At 49.8% G+C, this 25,388-nt stretch carries 24 protein-coding genes; 11 read left to right on the top strand and 13 right to left on the bottom strand.

The features are described 5' to 3' along the window. Positions 1-169: 169 nt before the first annotated feature. The 5 genes from mtgA to J0X00_RS06655 form a co-directional block, all read right to left on the bottom strand. Positions 170-847 (bottom strand): monofunctional biosynthetic peptidoglycan transglycosylase, encoded by a 678-nt coding sequence (gene mtgA, locus J0X00_RS06675; protein WP_206208370.1) that lies wholly within the window; start codon positions 845-847, stop codon positions 170-172. A 146-nt stretch (positions 848-993) separates the two neighbouring features. After that, positions 994-1,872 (bottom strand): HlyD family secretion protein, encoded by an 879-nt coding sequence (locus tag J0X00_RS06670; protein ID WP_282477749.1) that lies wholly within the window; start codon positions 1,870-1,872, stop codon positions 994-996. Next, a complete protein-coding gene (locus J0X00_RS06665; RefSeq protein WP_282477748.1) occupies positions 1,869-2,099 on the bottom strand; it encodes a DUF1656 domain-containing protein in 231 nt (76 codons plus the stop codon). Before J0X00_RS06665 ends, J0X00_RS06670 begins: the two co-directional genes overlap by 4 nt. Then, positions 2,093-4,075 (bottom strand): FUSC family protein, encoded by a 1,983-nt coding sequence (locus J0X00_RS06660; protein WP_282477747.1) that lies wholly within the window; start codon positions 4,073-4,075, stop codon positions 2,093-2,095. The genes J0X00_RS06665 and J0X00_RS06660 overlap by 7 nt, the downstream gene beginning before the upstream one ends. Then, the gene (locus J0X00_RS06655; protein ID WP_282477746.1) at positions 4,072-4,536 is read right to left on the bottom strand and encodes a MarR family transcriptional regulator; all 465 of its coding nucleotides are present in this window, start codon (positions 4,534-4,536) and stop codon (positions 4,072-4,074) included. Before J0X00_RS06655 ends, J0X00_RS06660 begins: the two co-directional genes overlap by 4 nt. 425 nt (positions 4,537-4,961) lie before the next feature. On the opposite strand from J0X00_RS06655, the gene J0X00_RS06650 reads away from it, so the two are divergent. Then, complete coding sequence (locus J0X00_RS06650; protein ID WP_282477745.1) at positions 4,962-5,249, top strand: hypothetical protein; 288 nt, start codon at positions 4,962-4,964, stop codon at positions 5,247-5,249. 151 nt (positions 5,250-5,400) lie between these two features. On the opposite strand, the gene J0X00_RS06645 is transcribed toward J0X00_RS06650, so the two are convergent. Beyond that, positions 5,401-6,066 carry a pyridoxamine 5'-phosphate oxidase family protein gene (locus J0X00_RS06645; RefSeq protein ID WP_282477744.1) on the bottom strand — a complete coding sequence of 222 codons (666 nt, stop codon included), beginning with the start codon at positions 6,064-6,066 and terminating at the stop codon, positions 5,401-5,403. A gap of 134 nt (positions 6,067-6,200) precedes the next feature. Between J0X00_RS06645 and J0X00_RS06640 the strand changes: the two genes are divergently transcribed. After that, on the top strand, positions 6,201-7,622 hold the full coding sequence (locus J0X00_RS06640) for a PLP-dependent aminotransferase family protein (RefSeq protein ID WP_282477743.1): 1,422 nt from the start codon (positions 6,201-6,203) through the stop codon (positions 7,620-7,622). A 65-nt stretch (positions 7,623-7,687) separates the two neighbouring features. On the opposite strand, the gene J0X00_RS06635 is transcribed toward J0X00_RS06640, so the two are convergent. Further along, positions 7,688-8,860 (bottom strand): MFS transporter, encoded by a 1,173-nt coding sequence (locus J0X00_RS06635; protein WP_218562903.1) that lies wholly within the window; start codon positions 8,858-8,860, stop codon positions 7,688-7,690. A 281-nt stretch (positions 8,861-9,141) separates the two neighbouring features. Between J0X00_RS06635 and J0X00_RS06630 the strand changes: the two genes are divergently transcribed. Further along, a complete protein-coding gene (locus J0X00_RS06630; protein WP_282477742.1) occupies positions 9,142-9,960 on the top strand; it encodes a pyridoxal phosphatase in 819 nt (272 codons plus the stop codon). Positions 9,961-10,089: 129 nt separating this feature from the next. On the opposite strand, the gene J0X00_RS06625 is transcribed toward J0X00_RS06630, so the two are convergent. The 4 genes from J0X00_RS06625 to J0X00_RS06610 all read right to left on the bottom strand — a co-directional run bounded on the left by J0X00_RS06625 (position 10,090) and on the right by J0X00_RS06610 (position 13,953). Further along, positions 10,090-10,650, bottom strand: coding sequence for a histidine phosphatase family protein (locus J0X00_RS06625; protein WP_282477741.1), 561 nt, complete (start codon positions 10,648-10,650; stop codon positions 10,090-10,092). Between the two features lie 196 nt (positions 10,651-10,846). Then, entirely contained in the window at positions 10,847-11,875 is a 1,029-nt protein-coding gene (locus tag J0X00_RS06620; RefSeq protein WP_282477740.1) for a TRAP transporter substrate-binding protein, read from the bottom strand. Positions 11,876-11,903: 28 nt separating this feature from the next. Beyond that, positions 11,904-12,854: a PDR/VanB family oxidoreductase gene (locus J0X00_RS06615; RefSeq protein WP_282477739.1), complete on the bottom strand. Its 951-nt coding sequence runs from the start codon at positions 12,852-12,854 to the stop codon at positions 11,904-11,906. Positions 12,855-12,882: 28 nt separating this feature from the next. Continuing rightward, positions 12,883-13,953 (bottom strand): aromatic ring-hydroxylating dioxygenase subunit alpha, encoded by a 1,071-nt coding sequence (locus J0X00_RS06610; RefSeq protein ID WP_282477738.1) that lies wholly within the window; start codon positions 13,951-13,953, stop codon positions 12,883-12,885. Between the two features lie 269 nt (positions 13,954-14,222). On the opposite strand from J0X00_RS06610, the gene J0X00_RS06605 reads away from it, so the two are divergent. Beyond that, complete coding sequence (locus tag J0X00_RS06605; protein ID WP_136483007.1) at positions 14,223-14,912, top strand: GntR family transcriptional regulator; 690 nt, start codon at positions 14,223-14,225, stop codon at positions 14,910-14,912. A gap of 60 nt (positions 14,913-14,972) precedes the next feature. Here the strand turns inward: J0X00_RS06605 and pdxY are convergent, their stop codons facing one another. After that, positions 14,973-15,830 (bottom strand): pyridoxal kinase PdxY, encoded by an 858-nt coding sequence (pdxY, locus tag J0X00_RS06600; protein WP_136483009.1) that lies wholly within the window; start codon positions 15,828-15,830, stop codon positions 14,973-14,975. A 385-nt stretch (positions 15,831-16,215) separates the two neighbouring features. Here pdxY and J0X00_RS06595 point away from each other — a divergent pair, with 385 nt between their 5' ends. Beyond that, positions 16,216-17,721 (top strand): EAL domain-containing protein, encoded by a 1,506-nt coding sequence (locus J0X00_RS06595; protein WP_282477737.1) that lies wholly within the window; start codon positions 16,216-16,218, stop codon positions 17,719-17,721. Positions 17,722-17,774: 53 nt separating this feature from the next. Here the strand turns inward: J0X00_RS06595 and J0X00_RS06590 are convergent, their stop codons facing one another. Further along, the gene (locus tag J0X00_RS06590) at positions 17,775-19,247 is read right to left on the bottom strand and encodes a fructuronate reductase (protein WP_282477736.1); all 1,473 of its coding nucleotides are present in this window, start codon (positions 19,245-19,247) and stop codon (positions 17,775-17,777) included. 199 nt (positions 19,248-19,446) lie between these two features. On the opposite strand from J0X00_RS06590, the gene manD reads away from it, so the two are divergent. The 6 genes from manD (at position 19,447) to J0X00_RS06560 (ending at position 25,277) form a co-directional block, all read left to right on the top strand. Next, on the top strand, positions 19,447-20,655 hold the full coding sequence (gene manD / locus J0X00_RS06585) for a D-mannonate dehydratase ManD (protein ID WP_282477735.1): 1,209 nt from the start codon (positions 19,447-19,449) through the stop codon (positions 20,653-20,655). A 20-nt stretch (positions 20,656-20,675) separates the two neighbouring features. Continuing rightward, positions 20,676-21,356, top strand: coding sequence for a FadR/GntR family transcriptional regulator (locus J0X00_RS06580; protein WP_136483020.1), 681 nt, complete (start codon positions 20,676-20,678; stop codon positions 21,354-21,356). Between the two features lie 9 nt (positions 21,357-21,365). Then, complete coding sequence (locus J0X00_RS06575; protein ID WP_282477734.1) at positions 21,366-22,379, top strand: Zn-dependent oxidoreductase; 1,014 nt, start codon at positions 21,366-21,368, stop codon at positions 22,377-22,379. A 59-nt stretch (positions 22,380-22,438) separates the two neighbouring features. Then, complete coding sequence (locus tag J0X00_RS06570; protein ID WP_282477733.1) at positions 22,439-23,392, top strand: TRAP transporter substrate-binding protein; 954 nt, start codon at positions 22,439-22,441, stop codon at positions 23,390-23,392. 70 nt (positions 23,393-23,462) lie between these two features. Beyond that, positions 23,463-23,999 (top strand): TRAP transporter small permease subunit, encoded by a 537-nt coding sequence (locus tag J0X00_RS06565; RefSeq protein WP_282477732.1) that lies wholly within the window; start codon positions 23,463-23,465, stop codon positions 23,997-23,999. Next, on the top strand, positions 24,000-25,277 hold the full coding sequence (locus tag J0X00_RS06560) for a TRAP transporter large permease (protein ID WP_136483029.1): 1,278 nt from the start codon (positions 24,000-24,002) through the stop codon (positions 25,275-25,277). It begins immediately after the preceding gene. The last annotated feature ends 111 nt before the right edge of the window (positions 25,278-25,388 follow it).

The raw sequence follows: 25,388 nt of genomic DNA, 5'->3' as shown, positions 1-25,388 counted from the left end.
CGGGATGAAGTTTAGAGAGCCAACGTGACGGAATGAATAAAAATAGATGAAGGTTATGTTGCTTGGCATCAGATTGCCCCACAACGGTAACCTTGCGGGGGGCAGATCAGAAGGCGCGCCTAGTCATGTGGTTGAGTGCTGACTGCCTGATCACAACCAGAGGACGGTATTATAAGGAGACACTACCGAGATTTCGCATTTGTCGCAGCACCCAGTTCACACGTTGCTGAACGTAACGGGTCATCGGCTGCGGGCGAATACGGTACGGATTGGGTAGAACCACTGCCAGTTGAGCGGCCTGGTAACGATTAATCTGGCTGGCAGAGACTCCGAAATAGTGCTGGCTGGCCGCCTGGACGCCATAAATACCGGGGCCAAATTCCACCACATTTAAGTACATTTCCATGATGCGTTCTTTACCCCAGATGAGTTCCAGCAAAACGGCTATGTAGAGTTCATACGCCTTACGCAGATAAGTGTGGCTCGGAAACAGAAACACATTTTTAGCGGTTTGCTGGGTAATGGTACTGGCGCCACGATCCGGGCCGTTGCTGCCGCTATTTTCCAGAACTGACAGTAAGGCGTGCATATCGACGCCCCAGTGTTCGGGGAAACGCTGATCTTCGGACGCAATCACAGCCGCAGGCATGGCGGGTGAGATTGAGGTTAACGCTACCCACTGATGCTGAGTTTGGGCAGGGTAGTTCTGCGGTGGAAACAGGGTGCGTGCGATTTCCCAGCCCCAGAAAGGCGGGTTGACAAACTTAAGCAGCAGGACAAGCAGTAGCGGCAAGCCGAGCGCCAGACCAATTAAGGTCAGCAGCACTCGTTTAATCTTGCGTTTGATTGTCCGGATATAAGTTTTCACACCTGCATCTCTGTGTCATGGTCAGATAAACTGTGAAGTTAACCCCATTTTCGCCATGGGGTTGTCCGCGAAGTGTCAGATTGTTGCCGGAGTTTTGTACAAATCTTAACTGACCTCATTTTAATTTATTGAGTTTGTTCACTCAGGCTAATTGACGCAGTGCGCCCGGCAATCAGATCGAAATCGGCCGGTGTCTGGTCAATGGCGATTCTGACCGGGATACGTTGCGCCAGACGAATCCAACTGAAAGTCGGGTTAACGTTAGCAAGCAGGGTACCGGATACCGTAGTTCGTTCACTGTCGTTAATGCCGGCGGATAAACCTTCCACATGGCCGTACAGTGGCTGGTCTTCACCCATGACAAAAATGGTCGCTTTGGCGCCATTATGAATGCGGCTGAGTTTGGTTTCTTCAAAATAGCCCGCGACATAAAAGCTGTTGGTATCGACCAGCGCCATGATTGCTACGCCGGCGCTGGCGTATGCCCCCGGGCGCAGTGAGAAGTTGGTAATGATGCCATCCACTGGCGCGTAGATATCGGCGCGATCCAGGTTGATTTTGCTCAGTTCAAAATCGGCCTGCGCTTTGTCCAGACTGGCCTTAGCCAGGGTCTGCGCATCCAGTTTGTCGTCTTTTTCCTGCACGGAAACGGCCTTGTTGAGCCGCAGATAACGGCGGTAGTCACGCTGGGCCGCATTCAGTGTTGCTTTTGCCTCTTCCACTGTCGCTTTGGCCTGCATCATGTCGCGGGTTAAGCGTTCTTTATCAAGGCTGAACAGCAGGGTGCCTTGCGTGACGCGCTGATTATCGCGCACGTAGACCGATTTAACCGTGCCGGAAATGTCGGTGGCCAGAGGGACAATATCGGCCCGAATCTTACCGTCACGAGTTTGCGGTGCATAATGATAATAACTGTATAAATGCCAGACCACGAAGCCAGCGACAACAATCGCACCAGTCGTCAGCAGGACCCGAAATGCAGATGCCAGTTTATTTTTGCTCATAATAGAATGTTCCCTGCGGGAGTAGTGATTAAGTTAAACAGATAAAACATCAGCCCGGTCAGTGAAATGAACAGGGCAATATCAAATATCGGCCGTCTGGCGACCCAAGAGTACAGACCGGCCTTGGCCATCAGGCTGGAGATCATCAGGCGCGTAAAAAACGCAATCAGCATGCACAGCAGTAACGGAGAGATAAAAATCCCCAGGATATCGATTTCATTCAGCATGTTGAGCGCTCCATTTTGGGGCCTGTGGAAGTAAATTGTGGGGCCTGCGGGAATAAAGCGATTCTCAGCCCGGTCAGCAAATATTGCAATTCAGCCTGAGCTTGTTCGCACGCGTGACGCAGGCAGTCGTCTATCTGCTCAAGCAGACCGGATGATTGAGCGCTGAGTTTGGATGATTCATTGTATTGATAGTCGCTGCGTGCCAGAGTCTGTAACAGGCTATTGAGCGACGATGTCTGGATGCCGCTACCAGAATAGAACCACTGGCGCAACCGTGCCGCAAAGACAGCGCCATTCATGTGGGCGATCATCACCAGGCTGTGCTGTTCCAGACGGCTGCCAAGGCGGGTAGCCTGCAGTGCGATGCGGTCCAGTGAGCGCACGACATACCGGTCAATGGCTGCATCGTTAAATTGGGTCTGTAACTTAGCTTGATCGCGCAGTTCACGTCCAGCCAGCTGTGTGAGTGCGTTTTGCGCGCCCCAGCTGCGGCACATGGCGACAGCCAGAAAGGCGACGTAGACACCGAGCATAGTGGCTACCGACGCTTCCAGGAAATAGCCCATATTAAAGGGTGTGTAGTGATTCTGAAAATTGACGTTACTCAGGCTCAGCACCAGTACCAGCAGAGCGAGAGGATTGCTTGCTGCCCAGATCCCCATCGGCAGCATGAATCCGGCCATCACCAGTAAAAAGCTGTCGTAGCTGTTGGCTAGTGGCAGCAGGCCATAAGCCAGAACAAAGGCGGTCAGGGTTGAGATGAACGCAAAGCGGCTGAAGTGGGTGATCGCCAGCCCGGGTTCATCGGCGCCGCCAAAGAAACTGATTGCTACCACGCCCAGTAACACCATGTTAGGGCCCTGGCTCCAGCCCGTCATGTACCAGATCCCGCTGAGAACAAAATAGGCCAGTATAATGCCGACAAACATACGCAATGCGAGCCCGGTATCCGGCGGCAATGGAAAGGCTTTGGCTTTACTGATGGCATAACGAGTGGTGATGGTGGTTGAGCCTCCGTGTATCGCAGCCCGGTAGTCCATCAGCAGTGCCCAGTCTTCAATATATTTGTTAAGTAGTGTGGTTAGCTGGTTAAGTACTAGAATTTCCCACTCGGAAGCCTGGGCACGTAGCGCTTCCGGTATCACTACTGGTTGCGGCACAGTGCCCGGTTCATTCCGGGTGGCCTGCTCTGCAGTAGCTATAAATTGTTCCCGAATAAGTGGTGAGAGACTATGCAGCGCATGACCGATAGCGGCAATACGCGGAATAATACGCATCGCTTTGTGTTGCAGGGCGATGATGGCTTGATAACTGGCACGATCCAGCTCGTGATCGTATTTTAATAGCGCTATCAACTGCGAAAGTGAGGCGACATCGTTGAGGATTTTGATTCTGTCGACGTCAGTATTGTGATTGGCCTGGCCGATGAAACAGTCATCGCGCCAGTTTTCCAGATCATGAATCCAGCCGTCGATACGTGCGGTTAAGTTCGGTTTGATGCTGGCCGGTTTGATTAACGCATCGATCATGCTGACCGCAAGAATGCCGATGCCGATTTCGGTGAGACGGGTCACGACCAGATTGAACATGTTTTCCGGTTGCCCGATATAAGCGACCAGCACCAACATCAGAGTGATACCGACCAATTGCAGGCTGTAAGCGCGCGGTGTACGGTCGGTAAAGGCCAGTGCCATTACCACCGATGAGATCAGACCGGTCACTAAAACCAGAATCAAGGGTTCGCTGGATAGCCAGGCAGAAAGACCTAAGGCAAGCAAGCCCGCTAACAGAGTGCCGATGAAGCGGTACACTGAGCGGGCACGCATTGCAGCGGATAACGGGTTGTTGAGTACACAACAGGTGGCCATGGCCCAGTAAGGGTTGGTTAGCCCCATGCTGACAGCAACGAAATAAGCCAGCATCGAAGATACGTAGACTTTGCTGGCAAATAACCACTGGTTACGGCTGATTTTCATTTGCTGAGTCTGGCTTGTTGGGCATATTCGATAGCGCGGCTTTCAAACAGACGCAGCAGACGGGTCGCTTGTTCTATCTCTTCGGTGCTCACATCGGCCATCAGTTCGATACGTAACGCATCCACTCTTTGTTCTACTTTGGCCGCCAGTTCTGTACCTTTTGGCAGAATGTGCAATGTTTTTGCCCGGCGATCACGGCTCCCTTCTCTGCGTTCCAGCCAGCCTTCGTTGGTAGCTTGATCGAGTAGTCTCACCAGGGTTCCCGGGTTAATTCCCAGCTCTTCGGCCAATTGTTTTTGCAGTAATCCAGAGTGATGACGATGAACAAGAACGATCACAGAGGCCAGTGACATAGAAATATCGCAATCGACGATGGCTTCTGAAACCGCGTGTTTCCAGGCCATTCTGACCGGCTGCAGACAGTTGGTCAGGTCATACAGATGTCTGACTTTTTCGTTCATGATTGTGCTCTTGCTGGTGTAGTAAATGTTTCAGAATGTTACATCTAAAAAGTTGCCAAGGCAACAATGTGTAAGGCAATAATTAAAAATACAACAATATATAGGAGGCTGTTATGGTTGGTATTAATATTATCAAGAGAGGGAATAGCATAACCTTGGGGGCATTCATTGAGGGCCTTACAACGAGAAATACTGCGACATTAAGCCAATACCGGGAAAGTCCGCTCATTGTTTTAACGTCTACAGTGGCTAAGTTATCCGGAAGCTTTTATTCACAATGTCCCTAACCGTGTCAGAGTGAAAATAGGTTGATTTCGCTCAATGTATGACATATATGTTACACTACGAATAGTAATCGGTTACATATCAAGTAAAGCCGTGGTGTTGGTATAGGTTAATAAGCCTTTGGCATAGGTTGTAAAGTTGTGATGAAACGTTTTCAGTTGGGCCGGGCCACCATCCTCGATGGTGAGGCGCCGGAGTATATGTGGCTTAAAAAGATGCTTACCGATCGAGTGCCCAGAACGGACATTCTCCGTTCAGTCATGCGCTGTTTAGGTGGGAATGAACTGCTGGCCGATGCCATGGTGAAAGTGGCGGAAGGCGGCATGAGCCGCGGAGAATTTGCGGCTCTGGTGGAGCAGTATCAGGCGGGTATCACCGCTCAGCCTCAGGTATTTTCCAAACGTGGCGCAGAGTTGTCTTATTTCTGAGAGGCTCTGTGATTACAGCCCAGAGCCCGGCATTGTCTTTGGTCAGCAGTAATACCAACGCCGTTTGGGTGACCCTCCTGAATCCCTTTCAGCCCCTGAACGGCCTGGCGATATGACTCTTTTGGGCTACGGGCATTTTAGTAGCGCTTCTCTACGGTCTTTGATGCCAGCGTTCACCATAAGCACTGCGGTAGTCCGGCGTTTCTATTGTCTCCCCCTCCAGTTCTTTTACTGGCACCAATGGTCCGACTTGGGTACGGTAAGGCAGATATCCGGCCCAAACTGGTAAGTCGAGATCGGCTTTATCATCATTCACTTCTCCCGCGCTGATTTTGACTGACGCTTCATCTAACCCGATTTTCAGCAGCTTCGTTGCGGCTAATTCCTGTTTGCTGCTTAAGCGGATATGTTGTGTGCGTCCCGGTGCGATTTGTTCGACAAAGTGATTCAATAAGCGGTCTTTTTCCTGCGCGTCCTCCACGCTGACAAACTGACCAAACACCACGGCCGAACGATAATGGGCACTGTGGTGAAAGGCGGAACGGGCCAGTACCCAGCCATCAAACAGGGTAAACGTCAGGCAGGTTGCGCCGCCTTGTTGCAGCGTTTTGAGCAAACGGCTGTTGTTAGCGCCATGAATATAGACCGCATCATCGACTCGCCACGCCAGCATCGGGATCACCACCGGGCCGGACTCTTCAGCAATCGCGATATGGGCGATCAGACTTTCATCAATGATTTGATACAGTTTATCTACATCGAAAACGGCTTTATGGGCGCCTTTTTTGATTTGCGTTCTTGAACTTTGCGACAGCATAACGATCCCTGTAATTGAATGTGTTTGAGTGCGCGGCAATGCGTTGTAATGACGCGATAGCGCGCTTTGATTGCAATATAATGGCTAGCTGGTATGTTTTTTAGAGGCAGTTTTTGAAAAAGGATGGATCCGGTTTGGCCCTGATAGATAGTGGTGATTTGGCATTCGATACCCGGCATGGCTCAATGCAAGCGCAGTTGTTTCATGCCATTCGTGACAAAGTGGTGCACAATTTGTGGCCAACAGGCGGTAAATTGCCATCAACCCGCCAGTTGGCGCAGGAACTGAGAGTAAGTCGAAACACTGTCATTGCCGCGTATGAACAGTTGGTGGCGGAAGGGTATATTGAAAGCCGGCCCGGCGCCGGATTTTACGTCGCGGTCGAACTGCCGGAATTCTTCCTGCCAGCTCAAAGGGCACCTGAGTCGGTTACTCCAATTGATCCGGCGTTGGGAGTGAATCGTCCGTTTGCACCTGGTGTGCCGGATCTGGCACAGTTTCCGCTCGCCAAATGGCAACGCTTGCTGCAGCGCCATGCTTCCCGCACGACGATATTGGGTAACCATATAATTCAGGGCCGGCTGGAGTTACGCACTGCTTTGGCTGATTATCTTGCCTCCAGCCGCTCGGTACATTGTGATGCCGGCCGAATCATTATTACTTCCGGTGCGCAGCAAGCGTTATCGATTGCCATTATGGCGACGCTCAGCGCAGCGGATACCTTGCTGATGGAGCAACCTGGTTATAGCCAGATGCGTAAAATCAATACGTTGCTGGGTATTCAACAGCAGCCCGTCGCTGTGGTCGAGAAAACCGGGCTGGACGTGTCTGCCGTACTGAAAAGTGACGCGCGGGCACTGTACATCACGCCCAGTAATCAATATCCGATGGGTACAACACTCAATACCGCGCAGCGCCTCAGCCTGATTGAATGGGCAGCAAGCCGGCAAAGCTGGATCATTGAAGATGATTATGACAGTGAATTTCAGTTTGCCCACCGGCCATTTACCAGTTTACAAGGTCTGGCCGGACAGATGGGGATGGATGAGCGGGTGTTGTATGTCGGCTCGTTCAGTAAGGTGATGTTTAACGGGCTGCGGCTGGGCTACCTCGTGGTGCCGGACTGCCTGGTTGAGCGATGTTTGATGATTAAAGATGCGTTGAGCGGCGATTCGCCGGCCCACACTCAGGCAGCACTGGCAGACTTCATTGTCGAGGGCGACCTGCTGCGCCATATTCGCAAAATGCGCCGCCTGTATAAGAGTAAACATGCGGCGATGTGTGAGGCGATTGCGTGTTACTTCGCCGATAAGGTGGAGATCATCAGTCAAGCGGCTGGGCTGCATATTACAATTAAATGGCAGCAGGGGATTGATGAAGTGAGCTGGGCACAGCGTGCTGAACAGAAGGGGATTATTGTTCGTCCGCTAGCTTTTTATGAGCCGGCTACGGCACCATTTCGAGGATGGCATGGCGTTGTACTTGGTTTTGGCAATGTCGCGCTGGAAGATATCGCCCCTAAAATCCGGATATTGGCCGAACTGTTTCACGATTAACCGATCAATCACAGCATGTCAGAACAGGTAACGAAACCGGGTGTCCTGACATGCTGCCGAGCGCTTTAACTGGTGACGGGTTCGGCTTGTCCGGCCTTGTCCATTAAGCCCGATACCAGGGCCAGGATTAATGCTCCAAAGGATAGCAGTCCACCGGCCCAGTTAGGCGATTGCAAACCATAACCGGCGGCAATGACTACACCACCTAACCAGGCACCTAATGCGTTGCCGAGGTTAAACATACCAATATTGACCGTTGCGGCGAGAGTTGGCGCGCCAGCCGCTTTGGCTTTATCCATCACCAGTTTCTGGATCGGAGATACGGTGGCAAAGCCAAACGCCGCCATCAGAAAAATACACAGCGCGGTCATGAACTGGCTGTGAATGGTGAAGTTGAACACCAGCAGCACAGCGCCCTGGGCGAACAAGGTGGTATACAGCATCGGCATCAGTGCTTTGTCAGCATACTTGCCACCGAGCTGATTACCGACAAACAGGCCAAAGCCGAACAGCAGCATTAACCAGGTAATATGGGCGGGGCTGTAACCGGCGAGTTCAATCGCCATCGGCGCCATGTAGGTGATGGAGGTAAAGAAAGCGCCCGGACCCAGGACGGTGATCCCCATCGCGACCAGCACATTACGGCTGCGAAACGCATTGAACTCCTTAGAAAATTTATGCTCTTTGTCTTTTGGCTGATGAGGGATCAGACGCCAGATACCCAGAACGCCCACGACACCAATCAGCGAGATAACGGCAAAAGTAGCACGCCAGGAGACATGCTGGCCAAGCCAGGTCCCGGCCGGAACGCCCACCAGGTTGGCGACCGTCAAACCCATGAACATGAACGCGATGGCACGCACCCGTTTAGAGGGTTCAACCATCTCAGCCGCAATGATGGATCCGATACCGAAAAAGGCGCCGTGGGTCAGCGAGGTGACGATCCGGCCCAGAATCGCGATGCTCATATCCGGTGCCATCGCGGTAATCAGATTACCGGCAATAAACAGCAGCATCAGCACAACCAGCATGGCTTTTTTGGCAATTCTGGCCCCAAAGATAACCAGTGCCGGTGCGCCGACAAACACGCCCAGAGCATAAGCGGTGGCGAGGTATCCGGCGACCGGAACAGACACATCAAAGTCTGCAGCAATAACCGGCAGCAGGCCGGCGATGATAAATTCAGTCGTGCCGATCCCAAAGGCTCCGATTGCAAGAGCCCATAGTGCAATTGGCATAGTGTTGTCCTCAAAAATGGTTTGGTCTTTAAAGCTTGCCTTTAATGGCGGCGGTGAGCGCTTCGAAAGATGGTGCAACAGGCTGAGCTGTTGGTGGTTTATCTACTGACCACTATTGTATGGACTCGCAGCACAGACTTAAAGCTTAACTATGCACTAAATTTGATACCCTGGCGCGATTTGCGCCAATGATGAGCGCGATTTGGGTTTAAACCGGCATAGGCAATGAATTACACTGGGAGCAGATGAACCTTAAACCAACACAGACCAAAGGTGGAACTATGCAGCGTAAATTACTGGCACTGGATCTCGACGGAACCGTATTAACGTCAGACCACACCGTCAGCCCTGCTCTGATTGAAGCGGTAAAATCCATTGCCGAAGTTGCGCATGTGATGATTGTGACCGGACGTCATCACGTAGCTGCGGAACCGTTTTACCGCCAGCTTGGGCTGAACACGCCGATCATCTGTTGCAACGGTACCTACCTGTATGATTTCGGCCAGCAGAAGGTACTGAGCGAGAACTCTATCGCGAAAGATACTGCCGCACAGTTTATTGATTTGTCAGAGCAGCATGATTTGAAAATGGTGATGTATGTCAAAGACGCCATGCTGTATTCCAACCAGCGCCCGATTAACTACATGGAAGACATGCTGACCTGGTCACAGACGTTTCCTGCGCACCAGCGTCCGAATATTCGCCGGGTGGAAGACTTCCGCCAGGAGCTGGCCGCAACCGACTATGTGTGGAAATTTGTGGTAGAAGGCGGTGACGTCGAAACGTTTGCCAACATCGATTTTGTCAGCCAGCACTTTATCGGCGAGCAGTCCTGGGTTGACCGGGTCGATTTTTCTGCCATTGGTAACAGTAAAGGCAATAGGCTGACACGTTACGTTGAACAGCTCGGTATCCCACTTGAAGCCTGTGTTGCTGTGGGTGATAACCACAATGACATCTCGATGCTGTCGAAAGTCGGCCTGGGGATAGCGATGCAAAATGCAGACGACAAAGTCAAACAGCATGCTGACCGGGTAACTGAGCACAATAATAATCACGTGACCGGACTGGCGGATGAGTTAAAAGCGCTGTTTCTGTAAAATCACCACGGGTTCGGAGTCTGGCAACTTATTGTCAGCGGACAAAGAGAAGTTCAGTGAATAAAAACATCTCCAGTGCCTAAAACAAAGGGATGCCTGGTGGCATCCCTTATCGTTGCTAGCGTGTGTCTAGCCGGTGATCATCTCAATAAACTCAAACTGACCATCATGGTATTGGTATTTTAAAATGGCGCAGTTGGGAATCGTCATCGCTGGATCGGCATCCTGATTCCAGTGCAGATGGAACTGCTTACACGCACCGTAATGAGAAACGGCCAGTACGCAGTGGTGATCCTCGTTTTGCATTATCGCGCGGCAGGTATCGACCATACGCTCTCTGACTGCCGTTTTGGACTCGCCGCCAAACTGGACGTAGTGGTGCTCCCGCGTTTCCAGATCCGGGTGCAGATCTTCACTCTCGCCTTCGTAGAGGCCGAAACTGATCTCTTTTAAGCCTTTCAGGCGCTGATACGGCAGGCGATTGCGAGTGGCCAGCTCAGCGGTATCGCAGGCACGTTCTGAGGAGGAGCTATACAGGTGGGTCAGTTCAACCTCATCAAAATAGGCGGCGGCTTGCGATGCCTGCTCAATGCCCAGTTCGGTTAACGGTGAGTCACACCAGCCCTGCATTTTTCTTCTGACATTAAACAGTGTCTGCCCGTGTCTCATCAGGTACAGCACTTTTTTCACAGCGAATCCTTAGCTATTCAGCCGATTTTAATCGTGCGCTCTGTTATATCACAGCTGCGAGGTTGGCTGAAGTGAATGACGGTTATCGAGGCCGCTGTTGTTGGCGCTGAGTGCATCGCCACATGACCATCGTGCCGGGGCGATGGTCGAGCGAACACCTTCGAACAACAGGCTGCGAAGGCGTTGCATCTTCGGGTTAGGTTGTACAGTCAGGCTGCAACTGGCGGGCGCGGTCATACACGCGTTGGGCCGGCAGGCCTTTTTGTTGCAGGCCATCCAGGTACTGTTGTGTAACCTGCTGCAAAACCGGCTGCCAGGCGGATTTAGATTGTGGATCCATTTCTTGTAGGTGATCGTTGCGTTGGCGAACCTCATTGATGGCTTGCTGATCCAGCTGGTCAAAGATTTTGGCCATATGCTGTGACCATTGATGTCCGGAGTGGCGGTCAATCACTTGCTGTAAATCCTCTGGCAGCTGTTGATACACCCGTTTGTTCATGGTTACCACAAAGCTCAGGCGGTACAGGTTTAACTCGGTATGGTAGGGGGCAATCTCGTTGAGGCGGAAGATTTTTGCGCCATCCCAGGAAATCGCAACGCCCTCTAACACGCCTTTTTCCAGGGCTTCGTAGGTTTCGGGAGCTGGCAGCCCTGTCGGCTGCGCTCCGATACTGTCAAGCAGTTGGCCTACGACGATACTGGGGCGCCGTATCCGCTGCCCCGCCAAATCCTGCGGTAGGACAACAGGCTTATCTTTCATATGAATATGGCCGGGGCCATTGGTATAAACATACAGCGCATGGGTATCGCTATACTCGTTGTTGATTAACCCTTCATCGTACAGGGTCTGGATGATGCAGGAGCCACCTGCTGCGTTATCAACCAGGCCCGGCAGTTCAACAATTTGGGTTAAAGGAAAGCGATTGGCATTGTAGCTCTGGACGGTAGCGGCAATATCAGCAATGTTATGGACTACGGACTGATAGGCACTTGCCGCTTTCGACAGGGTTTGCGCCGGATAAATATCGATTGTAATGCGCTGCCCGGAGTCTTGCTCGACCGCTTTTGCCCAGTCGGCTAATCCCTGGTGGACGGCGGATGTGGATGGCCAAGGGTGGGACATGCGTAAATTATAGTCGGCCGCCGCGGTTTTGGCGGACAGCAAGCTGGCCGAGAGCAGGGTTCCGCCGGCCAGCAGGTAAGAGATCATCTGTTTACTCTTCATAAGGTGCTTCCTGGTTATCGGTATGGGGTTACAGCTCTATGGTCAGAGAGGCCGATTTAGCGCGTGAGCAACAAGGCAGAAACTCCTGATTGCTGGCTTGCTCCTGCGGAGTGAGGTAATGATCACGATGATCCGGCTCGCCTGCCAGCACCCGGGTTATACAAGTGCCGCATACGCCCTCTTCGCACGAGAACGGAACATCCACACCGGCATCGAGCAGTACTTCAAGTACCGTGGAGTGTGCGGGGACGGTGAACGTCTGCCCCGTGTTGGCCAGGTGAAGTTCGAAGGGCTGGTTGTCACTTGAGTTTGCGCACGGGTCAGCGTGAAATAACTCACGGTGCAATCGGGATTCTTCCCATCCCTGTGTTCGTGCACACTCGAATACATAGTCGATGTAGCCCTGTGGGCCACAGACATACAGATCACTGGCTTGAGACTGCTGAGCCAGCACGGCGTGGGCATCCAGACATTGCCCCTCTCTATTGAAATAAAACTGAGTGTGGTGCTGGAGTCCCGAGCTGGTCATCTCCTGATAGAAAGCGGCTTCATCCGGCGATTGTGCTGAATAATGCAGCTCGAAGCTGGCGTCGGTTTCGAGCAGAGCCTGAGCCATACTGAGCAGCGGCGTAATACCAATACCGCCCGCGAACAGCACATGATGTTTGGCCTCATCAGCCAGGTGAAAGACATTTTTGGGGTCACTGATGGTCAGAACGTCTCCCACCTTCAACTGGTCGTGGATCCAGGCTGAGCCGCCACGTGAAGGCTGTTCTAGTTTGACAGCAATCTGGTAGTCATGGTGGGAACTCGGAGAGTGGCATAGTGAGTACTGGCGTATCAGCCCATTGCCGAGATGAAGATCAATGTGCGCACCCGCCTGAAAATTGGGTAAGGCGGGCTGGTCGATGGGGCTTAACGTCAGGCTGATGACATTATGCGCCTGAGGTTGTCTGGCGGTCACTTTTACTTGTTGCATGATAAGTCCTCTGTCTGCGGGGTGTCGCTTAACTGGCTTGTGCTTCACACGTGGAGAGAGCGCTCGCAGCCTGGCTGCGTTCTTGTTGCAGCATTTTGTCAATCATGCGTCGTGCCTGAACGCCACCGGCATCAATATCAAGCTTGAGTAACTCACGCTGTGGGTTATCGGACAGGTTGCGTTGCTGACGTTCCAGCATTTCCAAATCTTCACTGAAAATGGTGTGCTGGCCGGCACGGATTTGCTCAGTTAACTGCACATCATCGGTTTTGAAGTTGCGCGCCATGCCCCAGAAATACCACATACTGGTTTCGCTCTCTGGAGTAATAAAGTCGACGACAATACTACCGGCTCTCACATCCTGCGCAGAGTCAAACCCGCCGCACCCGGCCAGCGCCACGCCGACATCAATTAACACGTGGCTTGGCGGAGTAAAACGGCAGATTTGCCAGCGATCTACATCGGCGTTTGGATCCAATCCATTGGCTTCCATGCCCAGTTGCCAGAACGGCGGGGCTTTAACCGACTCCATCATACGTGATGTGGTGACCTGATCTCCTTCTAGACGGGTACGGACCGGAGCTTCGTCGATCTCCTTTTGGCCAATACTCGACGCATGGACGTAAGTTTCGTGAGTAAGATCCATCAGGTTATCAATCATCAGCTGATAATTGCAGTTGATATGGAACAGGCCGCCGCCATAGGCCCAGTCAGGGCTTTCAGCCCACTCCAGATAAGGAATGTCTGCCGGATCGGCAAGCGCGTTCTCGCCCGGCCAGATCCAGATGAATCCGTGGCGCTCTTCAACCGGGTAAGAACGTACGCACGGAAAGCGAGCTACACGTTGTTTGGGCATTGAGGCGGTTTGGCCGTCCCGGCCCATTCTCAGGCCATGGTAGCCACAGACCAGAAGGCCGTCTTCGACATAGCCCAGCGATAGCGGTGCACCACGATGCGGGCAGAAATCCTGCACCGCAGCGACTCTTCCCTCGTTGTCGCGGTAAAAAGCGATCGCTTCACCGCATATTGTTCTAGCCAGAGGTTGTTGTTCAAGTTCATCAGGAGTACAGGCAACGTACCAGCAGTTTTTAGGATACATAGATGGGTTCCTCATGTTATTTTTATGTTTGTTTTTTGTTTTTCAATTGCTTTATTGGATCCAAAATAGCATTAATATGAGGGTAATCTAGCCAGTTTTGTTAATTTTGGGATCCAATAGGCAGGTTGCGTCGAATGGACGAAAAACGGGTGAAGTGTTTGTTTGGGTAATCATTTAACTTTCAATTAGTTAAATTTTATGGTGTTGTAAATATTCGCAAAGCAGCGATTCGGCTACGACTAAAGTATGAGTGAAATCAGGAACAACCAATGGCAAATGCAGGGATAGAGGTCATTTCAACTCTCAGACAAATGATTGTCTCTGGGGAGATGGCTCCAGGTGAACGTTTGGCGGAAATCCCCACCGCTGAGCGGCTTGGTGTGTCACGCACTCCAATCCGAATTGCCTTTCGTGCTCTTGAGCAGGAAGGGCTAATCAGTAAGTTGCCCGGCAGAGGCTATCGGGTGCGGCAGATTACCGCAGAATCGGTGGCCGGGGCGATCGCAGTACGCGGTGTGCTGGAGGGATTGGCGGCACGTCAGGCGGCAGAAAAGGGATTGTCAGAAACGCAATTGGCCGGGCTGCAACAATGTCTGAGTATCGGCGATGCAATTTTTTCGAAAGGCTATGTGACTCGCGACGATTTGAACTTATATCACGAGATCAATCAGCAGTTTCATGAGTTGATTCTTGAGGCCAGTGACAACCCGGCTATTGCTTCTTCGCTGCAGCGCAATGAGCATCTGCCGTTTGCTTCGGTCAGTTCATTGACCTTCAATTTTGAGCAAATGGAACAGGAGTTTCGGCGATTTAACTTTGCTAATATGCAACATCATACTGTTGTTGATGCAATCGTTCGCCGGCAAGGCGCGCGAGCAGAAGCGATAATGCGTGAGCATGCCAACGTGACATTAAATTATGCGGAGGTTTTTGCTGAGGATTCACGGCTCAGGAAGTAAAGCGCAGAGCACTCGATAGTGGTGTATAACGCGAGTGCTCTGTTGGATGGTCGTTATTGGTTAGGCAATCTTGTCGGTAGCAAAGCTGTGGGTTGGATTGACGATCTCATCCTGGCCCAGCACGGTCATCAGTTCCCACTCGCCATGCGCCTTGGTCACTTCCATTACGCCGTAAACGGCATTGTTGGTATGCGCGAAGGCTTCAAGTGGAGAGCGGCCTTTGACCAGACACGCGGTAAAGATGCCGCTGATCAAATCGCCCACGCCGACCGGAGCTTTGTCAAACGGCAGTTCCGGGCGCTGAATCAGATAACAGCCTTCTTCTGTTGCCAGGATTGAACTGAACATCTCATCTGAAATTGAGTGCAAATGTTTGACCAGCACAATTTTAGGGCCGAGCTCAAGCGCCTTATTACAGGCGGCGATCGCATCGTTCAGTGAGTGAATGTCCATACCGGTAAAGGCGGTCAGTTCAAACTGATTTGGCACAATCACATCAGCGATAGGCATCAGGTTCTGAATTAACTGTTCGGCCACACCGTCTGACACAATACAGCCTTTTTTTGGATCGCCCATGACCGGGTCACACACATACAGCGCGGACTCATTTTGCTGCCTAATTTGTTTGACTGCGTCTGCAACGGCCAGGCATTGCTCGGCGCTGCCCTGGTAGCCGGAAATAACCGCCTGACACTCAGCAAGCTGGCCGATGTTGTTCAGACCTTGGATCAGAGTGGTAATATCATTGGAATCAAAACTCTTCCCGGTAAAGCCTTGCGGGTACTGGGTGTGGTTGGAAAACTGAACCGTGTGAATCGGCCACACTTCTAATCCCATACGTTGAATCGGGAAGACGGCAGAACTGTTGCCGGCATGACCAAATACCACATGACTCTGGATGGATAAGATTCCTTTCATGACTCTCTCTGTTAAATAACGCTATTGACGCAACCTGAAGCGGGTGCAGTGATTTATGGCACCTAAACATACCCTCAAACGCAGTAGTGTCAAACGCTATCTGCATGCGCACGCTATATTGTCTGGTGAACGCCGGCTTTCTCGCTCCGATTGAGCTAAATTGTGTGTAAGGAGTGAGCAAGGTCGGGGAAAATACGTGGAACGACCCAAAGCAACCGTTTGCGCTAAGTTTAGTGCTACGATTGAGGCTAAATGAATATATTTGGCTGGTTCTATTAGTGACTTGAAATAAATTCATAATCATGTTTGTGATTGACCGCAATATCATTTATCGAAAAATCAACTACATTGATGATTCTAATCGCCGTACTTATTTAGGATTTCAGTGAACAAATTCGCATTTAAAGGACTGTTGTTTTCGTTGTTCATGGTCGCGATACTGTCTGTGGTGACTTTTATGGCGTATCAGGTTCAGCAGGAAAAGCAGCAAGAATTTGCGGAGGACATGCTGGAAAACTCGGAGCTGGTGACCTCGCAGGTGATTGCGGTGCTGGCAGAGGCCGATGCACTGGGCGGACGGGGTTGCGAAGAAGAGAATCTTAATGCGCTCAGAAAGTTGGTACACAAAAACTCAGAAATCTATGACATGGGTTATATCAATGGTATTCAGGTTTCCTGCACGGCGAACTGGGGGACTTTTACACCCATAGAGATAGAGGCCAAAGAGGTATCCGCTTTTAAGGGTTATCGTTTCTATTCTGATGCGTCCAATCTGTTTGAGCTGGATGATAAATACAATATCACGATACTGAACAACGTTTTTACCGTCAGTCTGGCGACGCCTTATACACGTAAAGTGCGTCAGATGCCGGATTTTGAGTTTGATGTTACCTCACCCAGAAATAATCACGTTTTCATTGCTTATTCTCCTCCTAATCTTGATGGTGAACAGTTCGGAATCGACTTAGATACCAACATCTGCAGCCAGAAATACAGTTACTGCGTGAATACCCATAATCCTAACGCAGGGCTGTTTTTCTACTCCGGCAAAGTGATTTTGGGCGTTACCGTGATTTGTGGGCTGTTTTGCTGGTTACTGACTTATTCATTCTGCGCGTTTTTGCAGAGGCGCAATGCGATGGAAGTGCGCTTTCGTCAGGCGCTCAGGCAGCAGACACTTTATATGGAGTATCAGCCGATAGTTTCCGTTGCCGACAACCAAATCATCGCGGTGGAAAGTTTGGTGCGCTGGGAAGACAAGGTGTTCGGTAAAGTGTCTCCCGAGCTGTTTATCGGTATTGCGGAAAAGCTCGCCTTGTATCCGCGGCTGGCTTACTTCACCGCCCAGAGAGCCATTATTGAAATGACGCCCGTATTAAAACAGCTGCCGTACTTTTCTGTTAGCATCAATATTGGCACATTTGAAATTCAGGATACGAGATTTTTGCCATTTCTTAAACACTTGGTCGATGAACAAGGCATCTTGCCCGAACAGCTTAAAATTGAAATTACCGAACGTATTGCTGTGCCACTTAAAGAACTGGCTGATTTTTCCGAACAGGCCCGGGCAATGGGTTTTATGGTTGTACTGGATGATTTTGGCACCGGCGTATCGAATCTGGTGTGGCTGACCGAAATCGACTTTGATTACATTAAAGTTGACCGGGTATTTGTTAATGCACTGAACTACGATCTGAAAAAGGACATGGTGTCACCGGTTATGGAATTGGTGACCAGTCTGCAAAAAGAAGTGGTGTTTGAAGGCGTTGAAACTGAACGTGAATACCAGATGATACAAAAGCATTGCCCGACCGCATTTATCCAGGGTTGGTATTTTTATAAATCGATGCCTTTTTATGAACTGAATAAGTTGCTCAATCGTTATGGATAACGCAGGAAGAATCATATTTGTCTTCCTGCGTTGCCTTAATCGTATTGCTACTGTTAGAACCGTTGAGGGCGTTCAGAATTCTGTGTCGCTTTAATTAACTCTGATACGGCGCGTTTTGCCCCGACCAATTCAACCCGTTGATAGGCTTGCGTCACAGCATCAACAAACTGGTATTCAGCTGGCAGCTCACTACCAAAGATTGCAGGTATGTCTAACAGAGTTCTTACTCTCGCGACCTCGTTGTTACAGCTGTGGAAACGGTTATAAAGTTCTTCAGCTTTAGGATCTCGCACATCAATTCGTTGCCCTTTTTCATCCACTCCGCCGACATATTTGATCCAGGCAGCGATAGCGAGTGCAAGATACGGATATTCAGATTGGTGTGTAATATGCCAGGATACAGATTCTAGCATTCGCTGTGGTAGCTTTTGGCTGCCATCCATCGCAATTTGCCAGGTACGATGTTTGATGTTTGGATTGCTGTAACGTTCAATCAGGGATTGCGCGTAGGCTTGCAGATCAACATGTTGACCTATAGACAGTGTTGGTGCTTGTTCTGCCATCATCAGATTGTAGGCTGCCTGTTTAAATTCACTATCTTGCATACAGTCTGAGATATGCTCATAGCCTGCCAGATATCCCAGGTAAGCAAGAAATGAATGCGAGCCGTTGAGCATGCGCAGTTTCATCTCTTCGTAGGGAAGGACATCATTAACCAGTTCAACCCCGACTTTTTCCCACTCCGGGCGGCCAGCTGCAAAGTTGTCTTCTATTACCCATTGTCTGAAGGGTTCACAAATAATACCGCATGGTTCATGTTCTCCCACCAGGCTATCGATTTCCGCTTGTGCTTCTTCACTAAGCGCAGGAACGATTCGGTCCACCATGGTCGACGGGAAGGTAATGTGGTCTTGGATCCAGAGTGCGAGTTGAGGATCAACGATTTGGGCAAAGTCGACTATCGCATTTTGAGTTTTACGGCCGTTCTCCGGCATGTTATCGCACGACATCACACTAATCGGAGTCAGGTTACGCTCCATACGTCGTTTTAAACCCTGAACGATGCAACCAATAGCGGACTTTGGCTTATTAAAATTGTCCAGGTCAATTTTAATAAATGGATTGTTTGTATCGAGACGTTCACTATGCAGATCAATGCCATAGCCTTTTTCGGTGATAGTGATTGAGACTATGCATGTCTCTGGCGCAGCAATCTTTTCGATGATTTTCTCGTGGCCATCGAGTTTCAGATGTAAAGACTCACATACTGAACCGACAGTCTTGATGCTAGGACCGTTGACCCCCTTCTCAACTACAGTAAATAGATGATTTTGTTGCCTTAAATTCTCTATTAGTTTGTCTCCACCCAATAAACTGATTTCACAGTACCCCCAGTCGGATTGACTGATTTGTGCCAGCTCATCTGCAAAGAGAGCCTGGTGCGCACGGTGGAAAGCGCCAAATCCAATGTGGACGATTTTGGGCTTTAACTGACTTCTTGAATATAGGTTATGGAATACAGGCATAACGGTTCTCTGATACGTTGTTGGGAAAGTCACTCTATTTTGACCTGAGAACCTTAAAAAAGTGTGATCCAATTTATAAAAATTGTACAGGCCAATTTTGTTAAATTGGAATTACAGCTTGGATCACAAAATAAACCAAGATTTATCGCTTTAATAACATCTGTTGATAGAAACTCATGTTGATGGCCAGGAGAATGAAATGAAAATTACCAATGCCAAGGTGATTGTCTGTAGCCCAGGAAGAAACTTTGTCACGTTGAAGATTGAAACGGACGAGGGCATCTATGGATTGGGAGATGCAACGGTAAACGGCAGAGAGTTGGTGGTAGCGAAGTATCTCGAAGAGTATGTCATTCCTTCTTTGATTGGTCGCGACGCCGGGCGCATTGAAGATATCTGGCAATTTTTCTACCGCGGTTATTACTGGAAGAAAGGTGTGATCGACATGTCAGCGCTAGCCGCAGTCGATATGGCGTTATGGGATATCAAAGCGAAAGCGGCTGGCATGCCACTTTACCAGTTACTCGGTGGCAAAAGCCGGGAGTTCATCAATGTTTATACCCATGTTAATGGTGAAACCGTTGACGATGTTTTAGAGGGATTTGCTGCTGCGCTGGAGAAAGGCTACAAGTTCATCCGCATTCAATGTGGTGTGCCTGGTTTGGCGAAAACCTACGGAGTGTCTAAGAAGGGGGAGGCATACGAACCTGCTAATGCCAGCCTGCCGGAAGAGCAGGTTTGGGACACCACCAAATATTTCAATAGTGTCGAAACCGTATTCAAAGCGGTACGTGAAAAATTTGGTTATGGCGTGGAATTGCTGACTGACGTCCATCATCGTCTGACGCCAATTGAAGCTGCCCGATTGGGCAAAATGCTTGAACCCTACCGTCTGTTCTGGATGGAAGACGCGACGCCGATTGATAACCAGGAAGCATTCAAACTGATTCGTCAGCATACCACCACTAAGTTGGCGGTAGGCGAAGTGACCAGTTCAATTTTTGATGTCAAAGATTTGATCACTAACCAGCTGGTCGATTATATCCGCACCACTATCGTTCATGGTGGCGGGATTACCCACGTCAGACAAATAGCCCAACTGGCCTCTTTGTACCAGATTAAAACGGGTTTTCACGGTGCGACCGATTTGTCTCCGATCACCATGGGATGTGCGTTGCACTTAGGCACTGCAATCAATAACTTTGGTATTCAGGAACATATGGCACATTGCGATGTGACCGAATCTGTCTTTACTCATGCTTACCAGTTTGATCACGGTACATTCCAGCCTGGAGAAGTTCCGGGGCATGGCGTAGACATCAATGAAGCACTTGCCGCAAAATACCCATACAAGAGAGCGAGTTTGCCTGTAAACCGCTTGGAGGATGGCACACTTCATCCATGGTAACCAAATGAGGCACAGTAACGGTGAGTGAACGTTTATATATAAAAATTGCGACTGACATTTTAGCTCAGATTAAGCAAGGGGTGATTACGGTCGGTGAACGTATTCCGCCTGAGCGAAAGCTGGCTGATGAACTCGGTGTGAGTCGTACTGTTATCCGCGAAGCGATGGTATATCTGGAGTTACTCGGAGTCGCAGAAATAAGAAAGGGCTCAGGAGTTTATGTGATCCATGAAGAGCCGATTCATTTACCAAAAGAGCTTCCGGATGTTACGCCGTTTGAAGTGACTGAAGCACGACGCGTTCTGGAATCCCAATTGGCGGCTATTGCCGCTGAAAAGGCCAGTGATGGCTTGATTCAAGAATTGGAACAATGCGTGATTTTGATGGAATCGGCCAAGCGTTTCTCCCGGCCGGAACTACGTAAAAGTGCCTCGGTTGATGCGGATATGCAATTTCATGTGCTGATTGCTCAAGCCAGTGAGAACCCGTTGCTGATCAAGTTCCATGCGGAACTTATGCAGAATCATATGGGAGGCGAGATGTGGGCCCGTTTGAATATCATGGCGGACGAGCCCGCAGAACGCGGAGTCTGGACTGACGATCATCGCAAAGTATTAGAAGCGATTAAGGCGCACGATCCCGAGGCGGCTTACAACGCAATGCAGAATCACCTAAATAATGTGATTTCTGAAATAACGTAGGACAACTGTATGAAATCTCTTGTTATTCAAAAACCGAATCAATTCCAGATGGTGGACAAGGTTCAACCGGAATGTGGGGCGGATGAGGTCGTAGTTAAAGTGGCATATGCGGGGGTTTGTGGCTCAGACATGCATATTCTGCATGGCAACAACCCGTTTGTGGTTTATCCGAGAATCAGTGGTCACGAATTTTCTGGTGTGGTTGCTGAACTAGGTAACGATGTGTCGGGACTGGCTATAGGCGATCACGTCGTGGTTGATCCGGTCATTAACTGTGGCCACTGCCGCCCATGTCGTAACGGCCGTGCCAACAGTTGCCTGAATCTGCAGGTTATTGGTGTTCATCGCGATGGTGGTTTCTCTGAATATCAAGTCGTTCCAGCCGGTAATGTTTATCCGATTTCCAACAAAATTTCATTGAAGCAGGCAGCCTTGGTTGAGCCTTACACTATAGCCGCTAACGTATTTGAACGCCTCAGACCTTGCGATGGCGACAGCGTGCTTATCTATGGTTCGGGTGTGATTGGCCTGACTCTGGTGCAAGTTGCAAAAGTGCTTGGCATTCCGTCGATTGTGGTTGACATCGTGGATGAGAAGTTAGCGGTGGCGAAGCAGCTGGGTGCTGAGCATGTCATCAACTCTAAAAAGCAGGATGTCGAAGCTGTAGTGATGGAATTGACCGGCGGCGAGGGAGTTCCGTTGATTGCTGATGCCGCTTGTATTCCATCTCTGGTACCGCAAATCCTGCGCCTGGCTGCTCCAGCTGGCTCCATTTGTCTGCTTGGTTTCTTGTCTGAGCCAAGTGAATTGATGCAAATGGAAGTGATTAAGAAAGAGCTGACGATTGTGGGGTCACGTCTGAATAACAAAATGTTTGCCAAAGTGATCCCATGGATTGAATCAGGGCAGTTGAATACTGAGGCTATCGTTAGTCATGAATTTGCTTTTAGCGAGTTCTCTGAAGCGGTCAAACAGTTAGAAAACTCGCCGGAATCTACGCGTAAAGTCATCTTAGCGTTTTAAATCCACCGATACCCTACACATTAAAATATAACTATATAGAGGCAATAACGATGAAACTTATGACCAAAGCTTCCCTGCTTGCTCTGTCTGTGCTGTCGACGTCAGCATTCGCGGCAGACTACACACTGAAACTTGGCCACGTTGCCAATGAAGCACACGTATGGCACCAGGCATTCGTGCATTTCGCCGATACTGTTAATAAAAAGTCAAACGGCAGACTCAACATTGATATTTACCCAAACTCCCAGTTGGGTGCGGAACGTGATGTGATAAGTGGTATCCAACTTGGCACAGTGGATATGACCATGAGTGGTGAAACTCTGCAAAACTGGGCGCCTAAAGCCGCTCTTCTGGCCGTGCCTTACGCTATTCGTGACAGTGAACATATGGCGAAAGTCGCCAATGGCGAGATTGGTCATGAGATTGAAAAACAGATCACTGAACGCACCGGTTTAGTTCCTATTACCTGGTTTGAACGTGGCGCACGTAACCTGACGTCGAACAAACCTGTGACCACGCCGGCGGATTTAAAAGGGATGACACTGCGTGTTCCTAATGTGCCAATTTTTGTTTCGACCTGGAGTGCTTTAGGTGCTAAACCGACGCCGATGGCATTTAGTGAAGTCTTTACCGCTTTGCAGCAGGGCACGGTGCATGGTCAGGAAAATCCATTGTCTCTGATCCAGAGTGCTTCTTTCTTCGAAGTACAAAAATATGTCAATAAAACTGAGCACGTGCGCAGTTGGATCTATGTGTTAATCGGCAAGCGTCAGTTGGACAAGCTGCCACAGGATCTGCAGACTATTTTGCTTGACAGTGCGAAAGAGATGCATACCTACGAGCATAAACTCGCGGTAGAGGCAGAAGCGAAACTGATCGATGAACTCAAAGCCGAAGGTATGCAGTTCCATGAGGTTGACCAAGAAAAATTCCGTGAGTTGGCTATCCCGGCGGTGAAAAACAGCCTGAAAGGTGATGTATTAGCGCTGTTTGAACAGATTCAAAAGCTGTAATTCCCGCTTTAAGCAAAGGGGGAGCCTGGCTCCCCCGCAATACGGAACACTGGGGTAGAGTATGGACGTTATGAATGTAAACAATGTCAATAAAAACCGGGGTTTTTCGCCGCCTTTGACCTGGGTGATCAAGATTGAGAATGGGGCCGAAAAGTTATTGGGATTGGGTGCGGTTGCCGGCATCGTTGCACTGTGTGGCGTGGTAATGTTGCAGATTTTCGGACGATTGTTCATGGATGTGCCGCCGGTCTGGACTGAGGAATTGTCACGTTATCTGTTCAGCGGTACGGTCGCATTGACGATAGGTATTGCTTACAAGCGCGGTGAGCTCGTGGCTGTGGATCTGCTGTGTAACTCGCTTAATCAACGTAACGCACATTTTTTTAATGCGTTTGTCGCGCTGGTCATTTTTGTTTTTGGTTTGGTTTTATATCCGTCTGCAGTGCAGTTTACCCAGATAGGTGAATACCAGATGTCTCCAACCATGTTTTTTCCGATGAGCTATGTATTTGGTTCCACTATTTTAATTTTGCTGAACCTGATGTTTTTCGCACTGCTGGCATTTATCCGCCACTTACTGAGTGCCTTTCATGGTGGAGATAATTAAATGGAAGTTGTTATTTTATTTGCCGTCTTTTTTGTTCTCCTGTTTGTCGGTTTACCGATTGCGATTACCTTGGCTTTATCAGCGATGGCATATCTGCTGATGATGGATATTCCCTTAACCGTCATTCCGCAGAAAATGTATGCGGGCATGGATAGCTTTGTACTATTGTGCGTGCCGGGCTTTATTTTGGCCGGTAACCTGATGAACCGCGGTAACATCACGGAGCAGATCATTAACGTCAGCAACGCCATGGTCGGGCATATCAGAGGTGGGCTTGGACTGGCTAACGTTGCCGGTTCTATGTTGTTTGGTGGCGTGTCGGGCACTGCAGTTGCTGATACGGCATCAATCGGTGGCGTAATGATCCCCGGCATGGCGAGGGCGGGATACGACAAGCCATTTTCTGCTGCTGTCACAGCGGCGTCTTCGACTATCGGGCCTATTATTCCGCCAAGCGTACCGATGATTATTGTCGGGACACTGACGGGCATTTCTGTGGGCCAGATGTTTCTGGCCGGGGCGATCCCGGGTCTGTTGCTCGGCTTTGGGATGATGATTACGGTGTATATTCTGGCGGTGAAGCGTAATTACCCGAAAGAAGAGAAAGTTTCTTTTAAACAATTAATGATAGAGATGCGTCGCAGCAGTTGGGCTATCTCTCTGACTATGCTGATTCTGGTCGGCATCATTGGCGGATTCTTCACGCCGACAGAAGCTTCTGTTGTTGCTGCTTTTTATGCATTGATCATCGGTCTTTATGTCTACCGCGGCCTAAAATGGAAAGAGGTACCATCGGTGCTGATTGCTACTGCAGTAACCAGTGCGTCTCTTTTGATTTTGGTTGGTTTTGCTAATGTGTTCGGTTGGATTCTGACCTCGGAGCGTATTCCGCAGATGATTGCCGATGCGATTTTGACGCTGAGTGAAAATAAGCTGGTGGTGCTGTTGATCATCAACCTGTTGTTGTTACTGGTTGGTTCGTTTATGGAAACCATTGCCGCGCTGATTATTTTGTTCCCGACTCTACTCGGAGTGGCGACTTCAGTTGGGGTCGACCCGGTGCACTTTGGTATTATTGCGGTATTGAATCTGATGATTGGCCTGTCGACACCGCCGGTGGGAGTATGCCTGTTTGTGGCTTCCTCGATAGGCGGTATATCGATGGAAAAAGTAGCCAGGGCGATTGTTCCGTTTCTGGTGTGCAACATTATCGTGTTGATGATGGTGACTTACATACCGGCTATCTCGTTGTGGCTTCCAAGTATGTTTTATCGTTAGTTAACTTCGATTAAATGATTATAAAGGGATAACCATCAGGCTATCCCTTTTGCTTTTCGTAACAGCAGACTCAAGAGAGATTTCAGCGGGCAAGAATCCAGTGCAGTTCAG

It is taken from the genome of Vibrio sp. ABG19 (genome assembly GCF_029962385.1).
GTDB lineage: Bacteria > Pseudomonadota > Gammaproteobacteria > Enterobacterales > Vibrionaceae > Vibrio > Vibrio ostreae.
This window is presented reverse-complemented; position numbering and strand designations above follow the sequence as displayed.

Excerpts from the sequence above, each read along its gene's own strand:
- J0X00_RS06670 (WP_282477749.1), bottom strand. The coding sequence starts at position 1,872 with ATGAGCAAAAATAAACTGGCATCTGCATTTCGGGTCCTGCTGACGACT.
- J0X00_RS06565 (WP_282477732.1), top strand. The coding sequence starts at position 23,463 with ATGAATGTAAACAATGTCAATAAAAACCGGGGTTTTTCGCCGCCTTTG.
- J0X00_RS06630 (WP_282477742.1), top strand. The coding sequence starts at position 9,142 with ATGCAGCGTAAATTACTGGCACTGGATCTCGACGGAACCGTATTAACG.
- J0X00_RS06655 (WP_282477746.1), bottom strand. The coding sequence starts at position 4,536 with ATGAACGAAAAAGTCAGACATCTGTATGACCTGACCAACTGTCTGCAG.
- J0X00_RS06660 (WP_282477747.1), bottom strand. The coding sequence starts at position 4,075 with ATGAAAATCAGCCGTAACCAGTGGTTATTTGCCAGCAAAGTCTACGTA.
- J0X00_RS06610 (WP_282477738.1), bottom strand. The coding sequence starts at position 13,953 with ATGTATCCTAAAAACTGCTGGTACGTTGCCTGTACTCCTGATGAACTT.
- manD (WP_282477735.1), top strand. The coding sequence starts at position 19,447 with ATGAAAATTACCAATGCCAAGGTGATTGTCTGTAGCCCAGGAAGAAAC.
- pdxY (WP_136483009.1), bottom strand. The coding sequence starts at position 15,830 with ATGAAAGGAATCTTATCCATCCAGAGTCATGTGGTATTTGGTCATGCC.
- J0X00_RS06635 (WP_218562903.1), bottom strand. The coding sequence starts at position 8,860 with ATGCCAATTGCACTATGGGCTCTTGCAATCGGAGCCTTTGGGATCGGC.
- J0X00_RS06665 (WP_282477748.1), bottom strand. The coding sequence starts at position 2,099 with ATGCTGAATGAAATCGATATCCTGGGGATTTTTATCTCTCCGTTACTG.
- J0X00_RS06590 (WP_282477736.1), bottom strand. The coding sequence starts at position 19,247 with ATGCCTGTATTCCATAACCTATATTCAAGAAGTCAGTTAAAGCCCAAA.
- J0X00_RS06615 (WP_282477739.1), bottom strand. The coding sequence starts at position 12,854 with ATGCAACAAGTAAAAGTGACCGCCAGACAACCTCAGGCGCATAATGTC.
- J0X00_RS06620 (WP_282477740.1), bottom strand. The coding sequence starts at position 11,875 with ATGAAGAGTAAACAGATGATCTCTTACCTGCTGGCCGGCGGAACCCTG.
- J0X00_RS06575 (WP_282477734.1), top strand. The coding sequence starts at position 21,366 with ATGAAATCTCTTGTTATTCAAAAACCGAATCAATTCCAGATGGTGGAC.
- J0X00_RS06560 (WP_136483029.1), top strand. The coding sequence starts at position 24,000 with ATGGAAGTTGTTATTTTATTTGCCGTCTTTTTTGTTCTCCTGTTTGTC.
- J0X00_RS06570 (WP_282477733.1), top strand. The coding sequence starts at position 22,439 with ATGACCAAAGCTTCCCTGCTTGCTCTGTCTGTGCTGTCGACGTCAGCA.
- J0X00_RS06645 (WP_282477744.1), bottom strand. The coding sequence starts at position 6,066 with ATGCTGTCGCAAAGTTCAAGAACGCAAATCAAAAAAGGCGCCCATAAA.
- J0X00_RS06605 (WP_136483007.1), top strand. The coding sequence starts at position 14,223 with ATGGCAAATGCAGGGATAGAGGTCATTTCAACTCTCAGACAAATGATT.